Genomic DNA, 17,427 nt, shown 5'->3' with positions numbered 1-17,427 from the left:
GCGCTGGCGCGCAGACTGTGCCCCATGACCGATCTCCATCGCCTCCGCGGCCGCATCACCGCGCTGGTTCTCAGCGAGGCCTGGCGCCGCCGTGCCGCGCTCTGGGGCGGCGCGGTGGCCGTGGCGTTGGTGGCCATCCTGTTCGCCAAGGCCAGCGACGCGGCCTTCCATCTGTTCCAGCGCATCACCGCGCACTCGCCGTGGTGGGCCCTGCTGCTCACGCCGGGCATCTTCGCGCTGCTGGCCTGGTTGACCAGTGGCGTGCTGAAGCCCACGCGGGGCAGCGGCATTCCGCAGGTCATCGCTGCGTTGGACAAGCCCGATGAGCCATTCCGGAAGACCAATCTTTCGCCTGCGGTCTCAGCCGGCAAGCTGCTGCTGACCTCGTTGTCGCTGCTCGGCGGCGCGTCCGTCGGACGCGAAGGTCCCACGGTGCATGTGGGTGCCAGCCTGATGTACCTGTTCGGCCGCTGGTTCGGCTTCAAGGATCCTCGCGAGCTCTCGCACTTCCTGCTGGCCGGTGGTGCAGCGGGCATTGCCGCGGCGTTCAACACGCCGCTGGCTGGCATCGTATTCGCCATCGAGGAGCTCAGCGGCCGTTTCGAGCATCGCTTCTCCGGCACCCTGCTGACGGCGGTGATCGTCGGTGGCGTGGTGTCGCTGGGCCTGCTTGGCAACTACACCTACTTCGGCCATGTGAGCGCGCGGCTGCCGCTGGGGCAGGGCTGGCTGGCGATCCTGCTGTGCGGCGTGGTGGCCGGGCTGCTGGGCGGCCTGTTCGCGCGCGCGGTGCTGGCCAGTGCGGCGGGCCGCCCGCGTTGGCTGGGCCAGCTGCGCCAGCGGCATCCGGTGCTGCTGGCCGCAGGCTGCGGCCTGGCGGTGGTGGCACTGGCTTTGACGTTCGGCGACGGCGCGTTCGGCACCGGCTACGAGCAGGCGCGCAGCTTGGTGCAGGGGCAGGCGTTGGTCGGCCACGAGTTCGGGTTGATGAAGCTGCTGGCCAACCTGGCATCGTACGTGGCCGGCATACCGGGCGGCCTGTTCTCGCCCGCGTTGGCGGTCGGTGCGGGGCTGGGCCACAACCTGGCGGTGCTGATGCCGGGCGTGGATCCGCGCGCGTTCGTGCTGCTGGGCATGTGCGCGTACCTGACCGGCGTCACCCAGGCACCGCTGACCTCGGCGGTGATCTCGCTGGAGCTGACCGACAGCGGCGATCTGCTCCTGCCGATCCTGGCCACGGTGCTGATCGCGCGGGGCGTGTCCGGTCTGGTATGCCGGGTGCCGATCTATCGTGGGTTGGCGGAGGTGTTGACGGCGTCGGCCGTTGCATCAACCGGGCCTGGGCAGGGCGGACGCCTTTCCTGATCGGCAGCACCCTCTGCAGTTGCGGGCAGTCCCGACACTGCGATCGGTGCTTCGCCGATGGCCGCACATGGGCAGCGCGATGAAGCATGGGCAATGCGCATTGATCTCCTGCGTTCGGCAACCCGTGTCTCCCGCGCACTGCTGGGTGTCCTGCTGCCACTGCGCTGCCTGGTCTGCGGCGATCCGGGCCATGATGATCTCGATCTGTGCCGCGGCTGCCTCGCCGGACTGCCCTGGGCCGGTCGCGCCTGCCTGCGGTGTGCACTGCCGTTGCCGGATGAGGGCCTGATCGTCTGCGGCAGCTGCCGCGAGGAAGCACCACCGCAGACGGCCACGCACGCCAGCCTGCTGTACCTGCCGCCGGTGGACCAGCTGCTGCTGCGCTACAAGTTCCATCAGGACCTGGCGGCCGGTCGCCTGCTGGCGCAGTTGATGCAGCGCGCACCACCGCCCTGGTCCTGCCCGCCGCTGGTGCCGGTGCCGCTGCACCGCCGGCGCCTGCGCCAGCGCGGCTACAACCAGGCTGCCGAGCTCTGCCGGCTGCTGCCGTTGCCGGTCTGGCAGGGGCTGTACCGGCGGCGGCACACCGCACCGCAGTCCGAACGCACGGCCGAACAGCGCAGGGAAAACCTGTTCGATGCGTTCGATGTCCACGGGCCGGTGCCCACGCATCTGACCGTGGTCGACGACGTGATGACCACCGGCAGCACGGTGATGGAAATCGCCGAAACCCTGCGCTGCGTGGGCGCCAGAGAGGTGCGGGTATGGGTGTGCGCGCGGGTGCCGTGATCGCTCCCTTCATCGCCACGGGCTAGGATGAACCCGGTTCCGGATCGAAGGAGTGACCATGAATTCCCCCTTGTCTCCCTTGTTGTCAGCGGTTGGCCGCAGCTGGTGGATCCTGCTGCTGTATGGCCTGGTCGCGCTCGGCTTCGGCATCATCGCCATCGGTTGGCCGCTGTCCGCAGCCATGGCATTGGCCTGGACGCTGGGCGTGATGGCCATCATCGAAGGGGTCATCAGCCTGTTCGCACTGATCAGTGGTGGCAGCGGCGCCTCGCGCGGCTGGCTGGCGCTGTATGCCATCGCTTCGCTGGGCTTCGGCATCCTGGCGGTGATCAACCCGCTGGCCACCGCCAGCGTGCTGGTGCTGTTCCTGGCGGCGTGGCTGCTGGTAGCCGGCATCTATCGCATCGTCTTCGCGATCCGCGTGCGCAAGCAGATCCAGGGCGAGTGGCTGCTGATCCTCAGTGGCGTGCTGGCGGTGGTGCTGGGGCTGCTGTTCGCGGCCAATCCATACGCAGGCGTGGCGGTGACCACGCTGTGGATCGGCATTGGCAGCCTGCTGTACGGGCTGCTGCAGGTGCTGGTGGCGTTCAAGCTGCGGAAGCTGAAATGAGGGGCGCGCGTCCGCTCCTGCTGGGCGCGGCGCTGGTGCTGGCCGGATGCATGCCGGGTGCCACGCCCGGTGCGCTGGCAGGCAAGGATCATGCGCCGCGCGCCGGCGTGGACGTGCGCCTGAGCGCGGTCGATGCGGCTGGCAACGGCACTCCGGCGCACTGGCAAGGTGAAACCCTGGCCCTGCGCGAGCCGCCGATTGCCGGCAGTGCGGACATCGCCGATGTGCGCTACGTGCTGGACGATGCCAAGCAGCCAGGCCTGCAGATCCGCTATCGGCCAGAAGCGCATCAGCGCATCCACGATGGCACCTCGGCCCTGGTGGGCCAGCGCGCGGCGATCAGCGTGGACGGCCGCGTGCTGATGGTGGCGACGGTGAAAGGCCCCTTCGGGGAATCGATGATGCTGAGCGGGCTGCCGAGCATTGCCGAGGCGCAGGCGCTGGCCAGGCACATCACCGGTCAGTGACGGGCGCGCCAACACCACCGCGCTACGCGCGGAGGTCGACCAAGGTCGACCGCTACCGTGCGAACCTTGCCTCGATCTCCTCCAGTGACTTGCCCTTGGTCTCCGGCAGCCAGAACGCGGCTACCAGGAAGAACACGAACGTGCACGCCGCCCAGAACAGGAACATGCTGGCGTAGCCGTAGTGGCCCACCGTGGGCAGGAAGATCGCCGCGATGGTGGTCGACACGAACTGGTTGATCAGCAGGGCGATGCTCATGCCGTTGGAGCGGATGCGATTGGGCATCAGTTCCGACAGTGCCAGCCACACGCAGACGCCGGGGCCGACCGCGAAGAACGCGACGAATACCAGGATGCAGGCGGCTACCGCCCAGCCATGCGCCGGCGGCGGCACCGGGCCGATGCGGGCCTGCTCGATGCGCAGCGGTGCCTGTGCGGCCTTGGCCGGGTCGGCGAACGGGTTCAGATGCAGCTTGCGGAAGAACGCGCCGATCACACTGTCCGGCTGCACGGTCCCGGCACGCTCGATGCGCAGCTCGCGGTCGGTCAGGCTGTCGCTGCGCAGGGCGCGCACATTGGTGAAGTCACCGTAGGCGTACGACACGGTCAGCTGCATCGGCCGGCCTTCGCTGTTTATGCCACCGCCCAGGCGCTGCCACTGTGCGTCGTCCAGCACCAGCCGCAGGCCGTCGCCGCTGACCGCCGCCTGCAGTTGCGGCTGCACGTCGGCGCGGCCACGCTCGGCCTGGAAGAACAGCGTGGCGGCAGCCAGCAGGGCCACGCAGATGCCGCCGCTGCCGAGCATCAGCAGGAACTTGCGGCCCTTGCGGTCGACCAGCAGCAGCGCGACCACGGTCATCACCGCGTTGAGCAGCTTGATCGCCACGTCGGCACCGTTGGCCACCGAGCCGGACAGGCCGGCCTGATTGAGGATGTTCACCGCGTACGCCAGCACCGAATTGATGCCGGTGGCCTGGGTGCAGGCCAGCACCACGCAGGCCAGCACGAACGGCACCACGTAGCGGCGGCTGAGCAGTGGGTCGCGCTTGCCGTCGCTGCTGCTCGATTCCGGCGCCTGGATCTGTGCAAGGGTGGGTTCCACGTCGGCAGCAGGCAACACCCGCTGCAGGCTGCGGCGGGCATCATCGACGCGGCCGCGGCGCACCAGCCAGCGCGGCGATTCGGACAGCCAGGAGATGCCGGCACAGAACAGCAGGCCTGGCGCCAGGCAGCTCCAGAAGATGGTGCGCCAGGCCTGGTCCTTCACCGTGAACAGTTCCTGCGCCTGCTGCGCCAGCGGCAGCGAGCGCACGGCTTCGGCGGCGGCATCCACCGCATGTGCGTGGTACAGCCCGATCAGTGCCGCCAACACCAGGCCGATGGTCAGCAGCAGCTGGAACATCGCCGCACCGCGCCCACGCCGCTCGGGGCTGAGCACTTCGGCCAGGTACAGCGGGATCACCACGCCGATCAGGCCGCCACTGATGCCCTGCAGCAGCCGCCCGAGCAGCAGCGGCGTGTAGCCCGAGGCCAGCGCCATGATCGGAATCGACGCGGTGAACAGCAGGCCGGCCAGCAGCATCGCACCGCGGCGACCGATCAGGTCGGCGACCATGCCGGCGAACAGCGAGGACAGCACGCTGCCCAGCAGTACCGCCGCCACCACGAAGCCGAGTTGCTGGCTGCTGAGCTGCCAGGCGTGGCTGGCCGTTGCCTCCAGGTAGGGCAGGGCACCGGCGATGATGCCGATGTCGATGCCGTACAGCAGGCCGCCGAGGCCGCCGATGAAGAGCAGGTAGCGTACGGGCCAGCGCGGGGCGGTGCTTGCAGTCATCGGCAGTTCCTGTGGTAGCGCCGGGCCAGGCCCGGCGGCGGTTCGTCGCAGAGTGCATTCTGTAGAGCCGAGCCATGCTCGGCTGCTTTCCGTTCCGATATCGAGGTTCCCCATGCCGCGCTTCGCGCGGTGAGCCGAGCATGGCTCGGCTCTACAGGGAGCCCGCGCGGCATCCGGGCCGCATCGCTTGCGTCAGGTCAGATCGACCACGCGCCCACCAATGACCACCTGCTGCAGGCGCAGTTCGGCGTCCAGCACCACCAGGTCGGCGCGGGCGTCGGGCGCGATGCGGCCGCGATTGCCCAGGCCCAGATAGTCGGCCGGGAAGGTGGAAACCCGCTGCGAGGCGTCGGCCAGGTCCAGGCCGACGCGCACCAGGTTGCGCAGCGCCTGGTCCATGGTCAGTGCGCTGCCGGCCAGCGAACCCGTCGCCAGGCGCACGCAGCCGCCGCACTTGTGCACGCGCTGCTCGCCCAGCGCGTACTCGCCGTCGGGCATGCCGGTGGCGGCAGTCGCGTCGGTCACCGCGTACAGGCGCGGGATCGCGCGCGCGGCCAGCCGGATAACGCCGGGGTGGATGTGCTGTAGGTCGGGGATGATCTCGGCGTACTGCGCATGCGCCAGCGCCGCCGCCGCAATGCCCGGGCGATAGTGGTCAACGCCGGTCATGCCGTTGAACAGATGGGTGAAACCGGAGGCACCGGCCTGCAGCGCCGCCACGCCCTCCTCGTAGGTGCCGGCGCTGTGGCCCAGCTGCACGCGGATGCCCATCGCCGAAAGCGCGGGTATCAACGCGGTGTGCTCGCCGATCTCCGGCGCCAGCGTCATCACCCGGATCGGCGCCAGCGCGTGCAGCTGCTGCACCAGTGCCACCGTCGCCTCGATCGTACGATTGGGCTGTGCGCCCAGCCGCTGCGGGCTGATGAACGGTCCTTCCAGATGCACGCCGACGATGCTGGCGGCGTCGGTATCGGGCGCCGCCATCGCCGCAGCGACGCCGTGCAGCGCGTGCTCGATCTCGTCCAGCCCGGCAGTCATGGTGGTCGCCAGCAGCGTGGTGGTGCCGAAGCGCAGATGGGTGCGGGCGATGGTGCGTGCCACGTCGCCGCCCTGCATCAGGTCCACGCCGGCCGCGCCATGCACATGCAGGTCGACGAAGCCGGGCAGGATCACCGGCAGCTGCAGGTCGTCGGCGCCGCTGTGGTCGTCCACCTGCAGCCGGCGCACGCGTGAATCGAAGTGGACGTGCCCGCGCCGCCAGCCCAGCGGGGTGAGGATGCGGCCATGCAGGGTGCGGGTGTCGGTCATGCGGTGGGCTCGGCGATGATCACTTCGATGCCCAGCCGCTGCAGCCCTTCGCGGGTTGCATCGTCGATGCCGGCGTCGGTGATGATGGCGTGGATCTGGTCCAGCAGGGCGATGCGGTGCAGGCTGACGCGGCCGAACTTGGAGGCATCGGTCAGCACCACGATGCGGCGCGCACGCTCGACCATGCGGTGGTTGAGGCGGGCTTCGGCCTCGTCGTGGGTAGTCAGGCCGAACTGCAGGTCCAGGCCGTCCACGCCCAGGAACAGGGTGTCGAAGCTGTACGAGTTGAGGCTGGCTTCGGCCTGGCTGCCCTGCAGCGACAGCGACTGCTGGCGCAGCAGGCCACCGGTCAGCAGCACGGTGATGCCCGCGGCATTGGCCAGTTCCCAGGCGATGTTCAGGCCGTTGGTCATCACCGTCACGTCGCGATGCGCGCGCAGGTGGCGGGCCAGCGTCATCGTGGTCGAGCCGGAATCGATGATGATGTTGTCGCCCGGCTGCACCAGGCGCGCAGCGCGCGCACCGATCGATTCCTTCAGTGGCAGGTTCAGCGCGTCCTTCTCATGGATGTCCTGTTCCTGCGGCGGCGTGCGCACCAGGGTCGCGCCGCCGTGGGTGCGGTTGGCCAGGCCCTGCGATTCGAAGTGGGTCAGGTCGGCACGGATCGTCACCGCCGACACGCCGAAGCGCTCGACCAGATCGGCCACCTGCACCGAGCCGTGCTCGATCAGCAGCTGCAGGATCTGTTGCCGGCGGGAGCGGGTGTTGCGCATGGCCATTCTCGGTTTTGCGGGAAAAGGTAGAGATTAGCCGTTCGCAGGAACGCCGGCAGCCGAACCTGCGTTCTGCGTGCGGGGTCCGGCCTGGTTGGCGCTGCAGGCACGGGCGTACTCACCCAGGCACAGGCCGATGCGGTGCTGCACCAGCGCGGTGGGGGTGTTGGCCAGGCTGCCTTCGCGCACGGCGCGGTACTGCTCCGGCAGGTACTGGCTGAGCAGCACCAGCGGCGGCGCATGCTGCTCCAGGTTGGCGAACAGGGTCTGCACCGCCTGTACCAGCGCCGGCTCGCCCCAGTAGTAGCGGCAGCGGTCGCTGAAGGAATAACGGCGCAGCAGGCGCAGCGCGGCGGCATCGCCCTGGTAGTAGGACTGCCAGTACTTCGGCTGCGCCACCATCACCTCGTCCAGCACCTGCGGCAGGTGCGAGCACTGTGCGGCCGGCAGCAGTTCGGCCTCGATCGCGGCCAGCGCGAACAGCGCCTCGCGGTAGGCGAAGGTGGCCGCCGGGCCGACCTTGAGGATGGCGAAGTGGTCGCGTACCAGCGCATGCAGGCCGCTTTCGCGCTGGTAGTCGGTGGAATGCGCTTCGAACACGATGCGCGGCTGCCGCTCGAGGAAGTCGGCCAGCGCATGGGCGGCGTCCGGGTTGTACTCATGCACGCTGCTGTGGTCGAAGTCCACGCCCGGCTGCACCACCATCGCGATCACGCGCTGCCACGCATCGCGCAGCTGTGGCGTGTCGAACGCCTGCTGGTGGATGGCCAGGGTCTGCGCGGCGGCAGCCGGCGTGGTCACCTGCAGGCCTTCGGCCAGCGAGGCTTCGCCGCCGGGAATCGGCACCTCGGTACCGATCACGTAGACCGGCGGCGGCAGGCCGTGTTCGGCGGCGGTGCGTTCGGCGATCTCGGCAAGCTCGGCCGAACGCGCAGCGACGATGGCATCGGGCAGCGGCACCGGGTCATCGGCGCAGGACATGCTGCAGTCGAGGTGGATCTTGTGGAAACCGGCGGCGACGTAGGCTTCGATCAGCACGCGCGCGTGGGTCATCGCTTCGGCCGCCGGGCGCTTCTGCCAGGCATTCGGGCCGAGATGGTCGCCGCCCAGGATCAGCCGTTCGCGTGGGAAGCCTTCCTCATCGGCCAGGGTGCCGACGTAATCGCGGTACTGCGGCGGGGTCATGCCGGTGTAGCCGCCGAACTGGTCGACCTGGTTGGAGGTGGCCTCGACCAGCAGCACGGTGCCATGTGCCTGTGCCACGTGCATGGCCGCGCGCAGCACCTGCTCGTTGCTGCAGCAGACGCTGTACAGGCCGACATTGGCACCGGCGCGGTGGGAAGCAAGCAGGGTCTGCAACGGGGACATGGTCAGGCTCCGGACATCAGGAAAACGAGGGTTGGCAGGCGAGCAGGGCGGCACCACGTGCGCCACCGGCATCGCCGAAGCGTGGCGGCACGATTGGTGGCACCTGCACACCCTTGAACAGGTGGGCGGCGATGGCGGCGGGCAGGTGCTGGTACAGCGGCGCGTACTGCGAAAGGCCGCCGCCGAGCACGATCACGTGCGGGTCCAGCGCCAGCACCAGCGCGGCCAGGCTGTGGCCGAGCAGGTCGCGATGGATGTCCAGCGCCTTGCGCGCGCGGGCATCACCGGCTTCGGCCAGGGCGATCACCGCGCTGGCGTCGGCGGCGCTGCCACCAAGGTGGCGCTCGATCATCGCCACGCCACTGCCGGACACATAACGCTCCACGCAGCCCTGCAGGCCGCAGGCGCAGTCGATCAGCGGCAGGCCGTGGCGCTGCAGCAGATGACCGGGCACGCTCCAGTGGCCCCATTCGCCGGCCAGCCCGTTGAAACCGGTCAGCAGGCGGCCCTGCACGCAGAAACCACCGCCAGCACCGGTGCCGAGGATGGCGCCGAACATGCTGGGGTAGCCGTCGGCGGCACCGCCGTGTGCTTCAGACAGGGCAAAACACTGCAGGTCGTTGCCGAAATGCAGCGGGCGTTGCAGCCGCGCCTGCAGGTCCGCGGCCACGCTGTGGCCGGTCAACGCAGGCACGTTCGCGCTGAGCTGGCGGCCGCTGCGGCGGTCGCGCACGCCGGGCAGGGCGATGCCGATCGCCGCATCACTGCGGCCCAGTGCGGCATCGGCCTCGGCGACCAGCGCCACGACTGCCTGCAGGAAACCGTCGTAGTCACCCTGTGGGGTGGCCACGCGGCGGCGCCAGGTAACCTGCATCGCCACATCGCACGCCACCAGCTCGATCTTGGTGCCGCCGATGTCGATGCCGTAGCAGGCGTGGGCGATCAGCTCAGCCATGGTGGATGGTGACGCCCTTGACGACGCGGTTGACGGTGCCGTCCGGGAACGGGTTGTCCGGGGTCAGGCCCAGCGCGGCCGAGCGCTGTAGTGCGAACAGCTGCGCAAAGCCCAGCCACACCGGTGCCAGCCACGGATCGTCCAGTGCCGGCACGGTGAGGGTGTATTCGTCGTCGGCGCCGATGTCCGAATGCGGACCGATCGCCAGCACCTGGCCGGCCACGCCGTCGCGGCGCAGTTCTTCCAGCAGGTCCTGTTCGTAGCGGCGCGCCAGCGGCTGCACGCTGCGCAGCACCACCACCAGGGTGTTGCCATCCAGCGTCGACTTCGGGCCATGACGGAAGCCCAGGGGTGTGTTGGCCAGCGCCAGCACGCGGCCAGCGGTGAGCTCCAGCACCTTCAGCGCGCACTCGCGTGCCAGTGCTTCCAGCGGGCCGCTGCCGAGGTAGATGATGCGGTTGAACGGGCGCTGCGCCAGTGTCGCCACCGGTGCATCCCACTGCGCCAGGCCTTCGCGGGCCAGCGCGGCGATCTGCTTCAGGCGCGTCACGCGCGCATCCCACGGCGAACGATCGAACACGGTCAGCGCGGCCAGCAGCATGCAGGTCAGGCTGCTGGTCATGGCGAAGGCGCGGTCGCAGCTGGCCGACGGCATCAGCAGGGTGCAGGTGTCGGCACGGCTGGCGGCACGGCGGGCCAGCTCGCCATCGGCGTTGCAGGTGATGTCGAGGAAGCGCGCGTCATCCACGTCGCTGCGCACGCGGTCCACCGCCGCCACGCTCTCCGGGCTGGAGCCACTGCGGCCGAACGAGACCAGCAGGGTCGGACGGTCGCGCTGCAGGTACAGCGCCGGGTGGGTCAGCAGACTGGTGGTGTGCACCACGCGCACCTCGGCGAGCCATTGCGCGTTGATCGCGTCGGCCACCATTTCGGCGATGAAGCCGGAGCTGCCGGCGCCGGTGAACAGCACGCGCTGGTTGGGATCGTTGAGGCTGTCGCCGAGGAAGGCCTGCAGGCGGTCGCGGGCACGCGACAGGTCCTGTGCCAGGGCTTCCCACAGCGCAGGCTGCTGGGCGATTTCGGTAGCGGTATCGGCTCCGCCAAGGCGCTGCCAGGCGGACACATCGGAAAGCAGGGTGACGTCCATTCGGAGGTTCCAGTTGGGCCAGCGCACCATCTGCGTTTTCTTTCGAAATGTCAAACATCGAAAGTAAAAAGAAAGAAAAAAGGTGAGTGGCTTTGCCTTGCCCGCGATGCCGGGAAAAACGAAAGGACCGACGGAATTCCGTATCGCACAATGCTTAACAGGCGCCTGCAAGCGCTTACACAAAGTATTGCGGCGCAACAACTTTCGTTTCAACGGAATATATCTTCCTTTTTCCTTTCAATTTGTTGACATCTTTCGAATCGCTGCCCTAGAGTCGGCCCAATCGCTTTCGAAACGCCCGGTGAACGGGTTGGGAGTCCGCGTGGAAAACTGCGTTCGTCGCTCGCCGCTGATGCTGGCCCTGGTGCCGGCCTTGATGCTGGCGTCCATGACGGCCCGCGCCGAGCCGGTCGGCAACCTGCGTACGGTCAGCGCCAGCGCCAGCCGCGACGGCGTGCAGGGCTGGGACCTGCAGACCGACAAGGGCGCGCGCATCCGCATTGAACTGCCGGCGACCGACATCATCCGCGTGCAGGCCGGCCGCAACGGCACGTTGACCGGCGCCGGCGACAAGGCCGCGCCGATCGTGCTGCCGCAGCCCAAGGCGAGCGTGCAGGCGCAGCTGGAAGAAGACGCACAGGAAATCCGCGTGCGTACCGAGGCACTGGTACTGCATGTACAGCGGCAGCCGCTGCGCCTGCGCCTGGAACGGCTGGACAATGGCCAGCCCACCGCGCTGTGGCAGGAACTGCAACCGCTGGACCTGGATGCCACGCAGAGCGTGCAGGTGCTGTCCTCGCAGGCCGATGAGGGCTACTTCGGTGGTGGCCAGCAGAACGGCCGTTACCAGTTCAAGGGCCGCGAGCTGGAGGTGTCCTATTCCGGTGGCTGGGAAGAAGGCGATCGGCCGAGCCCGGCGCCGATGCTGCTGAGCAGCCGTGGCTGGGGCATGCTGCGCAATACATGGAGCGATGGCAGCTACGACCTGCGCCAGAGCGACCAGGCCACGTTGCTGCATCGCGAAGACCGCTTCGATGCGTACTACTTCGTGGGCGCCGACCTGCCCAAGCTGATCGAACGCTACACCCAGCTGACCGGCCGCCCCAACATGGTCGCGCGCTGGGCGCTGTCCTACGGCGATGCCGATTGCTACAACGACGGCGACAACAGCAGGAAGCCCGGCACCGTGCCCGAAGGCTGGAGCGACGGCCCGACCGGCACCACGCCCGATGTGATCGACAGCGTGGCCAAGCAGTACCGCGCCCACGACATGCCCGGTGGCTGGATCCTGCCCAACGATGGCTACGGCTGCGGCTACAAGCAGCTGCCGGAAACGGTGAAGGGGCTGGCCGGCTACGGCTTCCGCACCGGCCTGTGGACCGAGAACGGCGTCGACAAGATCGCGTGGGAAGTGGGCAAGGCCGGCAGCCGTGTGCAGAAGCTGGACGTGGCCTGGACCGGCAAGGGCTACCAGTTCGCGATGGACGCCAACCGCCAGGCATTCAACGGCATCCTCGACAATTCCGATTCGCGCCCGTTCCTGTGGACGGTGATGGGCTGGGCCGGCATCCAGCGCTACGCGGTGGCATGGACCGGCGACCAGAGCAGCAGCTGGGATTACATCCGCTGGCACGTGCCGACCCTGGTCGGTTCGGGCCTGTCCGGCATGGCCTACGCCAGCGGCGATGTGGATGCGATCTTCGGCGGAAGCGCCGAGACCTTCACCCGCGACCTGCAGTGGAAGGCGTTCACGCCGGTGCTGATGGGCATGAGCGGCTGGTCGTCGAACGCGCGCAAGCACCCGTGGTGGTACGACGAGCCCTACCGCAGCATCAACCGCGACTACCTGAAGTTGAAGATGCGCCTGACGCCATACATGTATGGGCTGGTGCACGAGGCCGCGCAGACCGGTGCACCGCCGGTGCGTGGCCTTATGTGGGACAACCCGCGCGATCCGCATGCGCAGGATGAAACCTACAAGTACCAGTTCCTGCTCGGCCGCGACCTGCTGGTGGCGCCGGTGTACCGCAGCCAGGCCGCCAGCCGTGGCTGGCGCCGCGACATCCACCTGCCGGCCGGCGGCTGGATCGACTACTGGGATGGCCGTCGCGTGCAGGCCGCCGCCGATGGCCGCCAGCTGGACCGCCAGGTGGACCTGGCCACGCTGCCGGTGTTCGTGCGTGCCGGTGCGATCCTGCCGATGTACCCGTCGATGCTGTTCGATGGCGAAAAGCCGCTCGATGAAGTGACCTTCGACCTGTACCCGCAGGGCGACTCGCAGTACACGTTGTACGAAGACGATGGCAACACGCGCCGCTACCAGCAGGGCGAGTCGAGCACGCAGGTGATCCGCGTGCAGGCGCCGGCGCAGGGCAGTGGCCCGGTGCAGGTGCAGATCGACGCCGTGCAGGGCCAGTACAACGGCCAGCTGGCGCAGCGCCGCTACGGCCTGCGCGTACTCAGCCGGCAGGCACCACGTGCGGTGCAGGCCGGTGGCCGCGCGCTGCCGGCGCTGGCCGATGCTGCCGCCTTCAACAGCGCCAACGAGGGCTGGTACTTCGATGCCAAGGACCGCCGCGGCACCGTGCATGTGCGCACTGCCACCCAGGACATCCGCCAGCCACTGCAGCTGCAGCTGGACTTCGCAGTCGCTGCCGCAGCCACCGATGATGCCTATCCGGCCGCACCGGTGCTGGGCCGCGAACTGCCGGCCGACAGCCTGCTGGTGGTCAACCGCCCGGCCGAAGAGCCTGGCCATGCGTTGGAAAATGCTTTCGACGACGATCCGGCCACCTGGTTCCGCAGCGTGCGCAACCAGGCCGTGCGCACCGGCGCCCACGAGTGGGTGATCGGCTTCGGCGAGCGGAAGATGATCGATGGCATCGACATCGCGCCACGCAATGACAAGAACTGGAAGCACGGGCAGGTACGTGACTATGAGGTCTACCTGGGCGACAGCAACGGTGAGTGGGGCGAGCCGATCGCCCGCGGCCGCCTGCAGTTGAAGGAAGGCGTGCAGCGCATCGACTTCCCGGCCCACGCCGGCCGCCTGCTGCGCTTCCGCGTGCTGAGCGTGCAGAACCCCGAAGGCGACGGCGCCAGCAGCACCGACCCGATGGTCACCGCCGCACAGGGCAGCGCCCGCGCGTTCGATGCACTGCAGCCGCGCGATGTCGGCCCGATCGCCCTGTCCACCTTCCACATTCTCGAACACTAGGAACCGGAGCGACCGGCCCGGCAGCGCTATCTCTCCGAGCTGCCGGTGCCGGCCGCGCTGGCCAGCCAGCTGCGTACCGACCAGTCCTTCCGTGGCGACGCCGGCATGCGCATGAACGGCCTGCAGTTCCGCCGTGGCCTGGGGGTCGGCGCCAACAGCCGCATCGACCTGCGCCTGCAGGGCGGCTGGCACCTGCTGCGTGCCGACCTCGGCATCGACGACGCCTGCCGCAACGCCGGCGGCCTGCAGTTCCAGGTATGGGGCGACAACCGCCTGCTGTACGACAGCGGCCTGGTGAAGGCGCCCGGCGTGGTCAAGCCGGAGCTGGACATCCGTGGCCTTTCCACCCTGAGCCTGCGCACGCTGGGTGCGCAGGGCAGCCAACCCGCCCAGGTCTGTGCCAACTGGGCCAACGCCGTACTGATCGGCCAGGAGGGCGACTCCGCCAGCATCGTCGCCCCATGACCCCCACGTAACACCGCTCCTCCCCCGCCCCATCCCGACTACGGCCCTCATGGCCGTGGCCCGGGAGCGTTTTGCCCGCCGAACGCCCACGCGCTCACCCAGTTGCGCCGCACCCTTGCCAGGAGAGAACCCCGATGTTGCCCGCCCGCCACCACCGCCCCCCCTGCCGCCCGATCGCTCCGCTGACGCTGGCCATCGCCGGCGTGCTGCTGTCGGTCGCCGTTCCTGCCTTCGCCCAAGAGAGCAAGGACAAGGCCACCGACCTGGCCCGCATCGAGGTCACCGGTTCCAACATCCGCCGCACCGACGTTGAAACCGCCTCGCCGGTGCAGGTGATCAGCAAGCAGGACATCCAGAACATGGGTGCGCGCACGCTGCTGCAGGTGCTCGACAACCTGCCGGCCGCACGCCCTGCGCAGCAGGATGCGCGCTCGCTGTTCACCGGTTCCGATGGTGCCTCGCAGGCCAACCTGCGCGGGCTCGGCGCACAGGGCACGCTGGTGCTGCTGAACGGTCGCCGCCTGTCGTACTACGGTGCGCCGGCCGGCTTCCAGACCCAGTTCGTCAACATCGATGCGATCCCGGCGGCGGCCATCGAGCGCATGGAAGTGCTGACCGACGGTGCCTCGGCGGTGTACGGCACCGACGCGGTGGCCGGCGTGATCAACGTGATCACCAAGCGCAACTTCCAGGGTGCCGAGATCAGCTTCACCAACGACACCTCCTCGCGCATCGATTCCTACGGTGAGCGCCAGGCCAGCATCACCGCCGGCTTCGGTGACCTGGCCGAGAACCGCTTCAATATCTATGGCGCGGTCAACATGTACCGTCGCGACGCGATTCCGCTGAGCGATTTCTACGACAAGCGTCCGGACCAGTACTACGTCAACAACCCGAACTACCTCAACAACCTGCGCCTGGGCGTGGGCAGCAAGCCGGGCGAGTTCAACCCGGGCACCTACTTCGCCTTCGATCCGGTCACCGGCCGCCGCGTGCAGGAAGCTGCGCCGGGCTGCAGGAACGTGCTGACCAGTGAAGCGGCCGGCCCGCGTTGCGTCTGGGAAACCTGGATGAACAACGAGATCGATGCCGGCGCCAAGTCCGAGCGCAACACCGCCTACCTCAACGGCACCTTCCTGGTCGGTGACAACACCGAGATCTTCGCCGAGGCGACCTATACCGACATCGACCTGCGCGCCAACGGCGGCACGCCGCGCACCTATGGCACCACGACCGGCAACCCGACCAGCTGGTTCTCGCGCAACACCGGCAACACCGTCAACCAGTTCCTGTACCCGTTCCTGGGCCCGAACAACGAGTACAACCACGCCAGCCCGCAGTTGAGGGCCATGATGGGCGGCGTGGTCGGCCTGAACTACCTGCTGCAGGATGCCGGCCCGAACTACTTCGGCCAGCGCAATACCGACAAGAGCTACCGCGTGCTGGCCGGTGCGCGTGGCAACCGGGGTGACTGGAACTGGGAAACCGCCTTCGCCAGCGCGGGTACCCACTCCACCACCTACCAGACGATCAACGTCAACACCAAGGGCTTCGAGAAGGCCTTCGGCCCGTACACGATCGATCCGGGTACCGGTCGGGTGATCATCTCCGACCATCCGGCGTACAAGTTCGGCGAGATCAGCGAAGCCAACGCCGCGCTGATCCGTGAAGCGTTCCCGACCTTCGACATCCAGTCGTGGACCCGCCTGCACACCCTGGACGGCAAGATCGAAGGCCCGCTGTTCCAGCTGCCGGCCGGCGAGATGCGCGCCGCGTTCGGCTTCAACGCCAGCCGCGAAACCTTCTACACCCCGGGCAACGCCGATGCGGCCAACGGCCTGATCACCCAGCAGGGCGGCTCGTGGTTCGACGGCAAGCGCAACACCTACGCGCTGTTCGCCGAGACCGTGGCACCGATCACCGACAAGCTGGAGCTGGACGCCGCGGTCCGCGTGGACAAGTACCCGAACTTCAGCGCCAACGTCGCGCCGAAGATCGGCTTCAAGTACCAGGCGTTCGACCAGCTGATGCTGCGCGGTACCTACTCCACCGGCTTCCGCGCGCCGAGCCTGGCCGAGTCCGGCAATGGCGGCGTGTTCGCACAGCTCGGTGGCTTCCGTGACGAACTGCGCTGCGGCGAGACCAATGCCATCGCCAACCTGCTGCTGAAGTCGCAGCGGCCGGGCGATGTCGATCTGGGCAAGAGCCTGCTGAACGTCGATTGCAGCCGCACCGTGGCGCGCATGACCCAGCCGAACAAGGACCTGAAGCCGGAGAAGGCGAAGATCGCCACCCTCGGCTTTGTCTACGAGCCGGCCAGCTGGCTGTCGGTGTCGGCCGACTACTGGTTCATCTACCGCAACAACGAAATCGTCGCGCCGGACTATCGCCGCATGGAAGACATCATCTCGATGTCGCGCTCGCCGATCACCGACAGCGACCGTGCCAACCTGGCCCAGCTGGCGGCAATGTGCGCCGATCCGGCCAGCGGCGTGAGCTGCCCGGCCACTCTGCCGGGCTACTCCGCCGGCAACGTGGCCAGCGTGGTCGGCCAGTACAAGAACCGCGGCAAGACCCTGATCGACGGCTTCGACATCGATGCGCGCAGCCGCTTCTCGCTGGGCGACTGGGGCAACCTGAACATCGGCCTGGCCGCCACCATCGCCAACCGCAACCGCTTCTACATGGACGCGGAGAACGGCTGGTACTACGGCGACGTTGTGGGTTATTACAACAATCCGCGCCTGCGCGCCACGCTCAATGCCGACTGGACCTACAAGCAGGTGACCACCAGCATGTTCGTCAATTACGTGGGCGGCACCAAGTGGGCCACCGACCAGATCGACGAAGAGAGCAACAACAAGGAAACCTGCACCGGCGGCTACCTGGCCCTGCAGAAGAGCAAGTGCGATGGTGCACCGTCGTGGTGGACCGCCAACATGAGCGTCACCTGGCGCCCGGATGATGCGTGGAACCTGAGCTTCACCGTCAAGAACCTGTTCAACCGCCTGCCGTTCTACGACCCGAACAGCTTCCTGGGTGACTCCAGTGACTACGCAACCATCTTCGGCCGTGGTTACAGTGTGACCATCGGCTACCGGTTCAAGTAATTCCGTTTGCGTGACCTGGCGT

The 17,427-nt window shown here is 68.2% G+C and carries 11 protein-coding genes and 1 pseudogene; 6 read left to right on the top strand and 6 right to left on the bottom strand.

Annotated elements, in window-relative coordinates; genetic code table 11:
* The first annotated feature begins 24 nt into the window (after positions 1-24).
* The 4 genes from AC5P5W_RS09720 to AC5P5W_RS09705 all read left to right on the top strand — a co-directional run bounded on the left by AC5P5W_RS09720 (position 25) and on the right by AC5P5W_RS09705 (position 3,231).
* Positions 25-1,365, top strand: a complete 1,341-nt coding sequence (locus AC5P5W_RS09720) for a chloride channel protein (RefSeq protein ID WP_014648760.1) — start codon at positions 25-27, stop codon at positions 1,363-1,365.
* 93 nt (positions 1,366-1,458) lie between these two features.
* Complete coding sequence (locus AC5P5W_RS09715) at positions 1,459-2,154, top strand: ComF family protein (RefSeq protein ID WP_126411480.1); 696 nt, start codon at positions 1,459-1,461, stop codon at positions 2,152-2,154.
* A gap of 58 nt (positions 2,155-2,212) precedes the next feature.
* Positions 2,213-2,764 (top strand): HdeD family acid-resistance protein, encoded by a 552-nt coding sequence (locus AC5P5W_RS09710; RefSeq protein ID WP_014648758.1) that lies wholly within the window; start codon positions 2,213-2,215, stop codon positions 2,762-2,764.
* Positions 2,761-3,231 carry a SecDF P1 head subdomain-containing protein gene (locus AC5P5W_RS09705; protein WP_180834995.1) on the top strand — a complete coding sequence of 157 codons (471 nt, stop codon included), beginning with the start codon at positions 2,761-2,763 and terminating at the stop codon, positions 3,229-3,231. Before AC5P5W_RS09710 ends, AC5P5W_RS09705 begins: the two co-directional genes overlap by 4 nt.
* A gap of 52 nt (positions 3,232-3,283) precedes the next feature.
* Here the strand turns inward: AC5P5W_RS09705 and AC5P5W_RS09700 are convergent, their stop codons facing one another.
* From AC5P5W_RS09700 to AC5P5W_RS09675, 6 genes are all read right to left on the bottom strand, one after another.
* The gene (locus tag AC5P5W_RS09700; RefSeq protein WP_197574978.1) at positions 3,284-5,062 is read right to left on the bottom strand and encodes an MFS transporter; all 1,779 of its coding nucleotides are present in this window, start codon (positions 5,060-5,062) and stop codon (positions 3,284-3,286) included.
* Positions 5,063-5,254: 192 nt separating this feature from the next.
* Positions 5,255-6,370, bottom strand: a complete 1,116-nt coding sequence (nagA, locus tag AC5P5W_RS09695) for an N-acetylglucosamine-6-phosphate deacetylase (RefSeq protein ID WP_197574980.1) — start codon at positions 6,368-6,370, stop codon at positions 5,255-5,257.
* The gene (locus tag AC5P5W_RS09690) at positions 6,367-7,143 is read right to left on the bottom strand and encodes a DeoR family transcriptional regulator (protein ID WP_014038836.1); all 777 of its coding nucleotides are present in this window, start codon (positions 7,141-7,143) and stop codon (positions 6,367-6,369) included. The genes nagA and AC5P5W_RS09690 overlap by 4 nt, the downstream gene beginning before the upstream one ends.
* 33 nt (positions 7,144-7,176) lie before the next feature.
* Positions 7,177-8,511: a D-tagatose-bisphosphate aldolase, class II, non-catalytic subunit gene (locus AC5P5W_RS09685; RefSeq protein ID WP_014648754.1), complete on the bottom strand. Its 1,335-nt coding sequence runs from the start codon at positions 8,509-8,511 to the stop codon at positions 7,177-7,179.
* A gap of 16 nt (positions 8,512-8,527) precedes the next feature.
* Positions 8,528-9,466, bottom strand: coding sequence for an ROK family protein (locus AC5P5W_RS09680; RefSeq protein WP_046433033.1), 939 nt, complete (start codon positions 9,464-9,466; stop codon positions 8,528-8,530).
* The gene (locus AC5P5W_RS09675) at positions 9,459-10,613 is read right to left on the bottom strand and encodes an SIS domain-containing protein (RefSeq protein WP_197574981.1); all 1,155 of its coding nucleotides are present in this window, start codon (positions 10,611-10,613) and stop codon (positions 9,459-9,461) included. Before AC5P5W_RS09675 ends, AC5P5W_RS09680 begins: the two co-directional genes overlap by 8 nt.
* Positions 10,614-10,935: 322 nt before the next feature.
* On the opposite strand from AC5P5W_RS09675, the pseudogene AC5P5W_RS09670 reads away from it, so the two are divergent.
* Both AC5P5W_RS09670 and AC5P5W_RS09665 read left to right on the top strand, forming a co-directional pair.
* A pseudogene (locus AC5P5W_RS09670) lies at positions 10,936-14,295 on the top strand (TIM-barrel domain-containing protein).
* Positions 14,296-14,429: 134 nt separating this feature from the next.
* Positions 14,430-17,405, top strand: coding sequence for a TonB-dependent receptor domain-containing protein (locus AC5P5W_RS09665; RefSeq protein ID WP_197574982.1), 2,976 nt, complete (start codon positions 14,430-14,432; stop codon positions 17,403-17,405).
* Positions 17,406-17,427 lie beyond the last annotated feature (22 nt).

The sequence above is a fragment of the Stenotrophomonas sp. YJH_SMC_123 genome (assembly GCF_059368215.1).
The sequence above is the reverse complement of the archived record's forward strand: the minus strand, read 5'-3'. Positions and strand labels throughout refer to the sequence as shown.

Bases quoted from the DNA above. Each gene is read 5' to 3' on its own strand.
- AC5P5W_RS09720 (WP_014648760.1), top strand. From the start codon at position 25: ATGACCGATCTCCATCGCCTCCGCGGCCGCATCACCGCGCTGGTTCTC.
- AC5P5W_RS09715 (WP_126411480.1), top strand. From the start codon at position 1,459: ATGCGCATTGATCTCCTGCGTTCGGCAACCCGTGTCTCCCGCGCACTG.
- AC5P5W_RS09710 (WP_014648758.1), top strand. From the start codon at position 2,213: ATGAATTCCCCCTTGTCTCCCTTGTTGTCAGCGGTTGGCCGCAGCTGG.
- AC5P5W_RS09705 (WP_180834995.1), top strand. From the start codon at position 2,761: ATGAGGGGCGCGCGTCCGCTCCTGCTGGGCGCGGCGCTGGTGCTGGCC.
- AC5P5W_RS09700 (WP_197574978.1), bottom strand. From the start codon at position 5,062: ATGACTGCAAGCACCGCCCCGCGCTGGCCCGTACGCTACCTGCTCTTC.
- nagA (WP_197574980.1), bottom strand. From the start codon at position 6,370: ATGACCGACACCCGCACCCTGCATGGCCGCATCCTCACCCCGCTGGGC.
- AC5P5W_RS09690 (WP_014038836.1), bottom strand. From the start codon at position 7,143: ATGCGCAACACCCGCTCCCGCCGGCAACAGATCCTGCAGCTGCTGATC.
- AC5P5W_RS09685 (WP_014648754.1), bottom strand. From the start codon at position 8,511: ATGTCCCCGTTGCAGACCCTGCTTGCTTCCCACCGCGCCGGTGCCAAT.
- AC5P5W_RS09680 (WP_046433033.1), bottom strand. From the start codon at position 9,466: ATGGCTGAGCTGATCGCCCACGCCTGCTACGGCATCGACATCGGCGGC.
- AC5P5W_RS09675 (WP_197574981.1), bottom strand. From the start codon at position 10,613: ATGGACGTCACCCTGCTTTCCGATGTGTCCGCCTGGCAGCGCCTTGGC.
- AC5P5W_RS09665 (WP_197574982.1), top strand. From the start codon at position 14,430: ATGTTGCCCGCCCGCCACCACCGCCCCCCCTGCCGCCCGATCGCTCCG.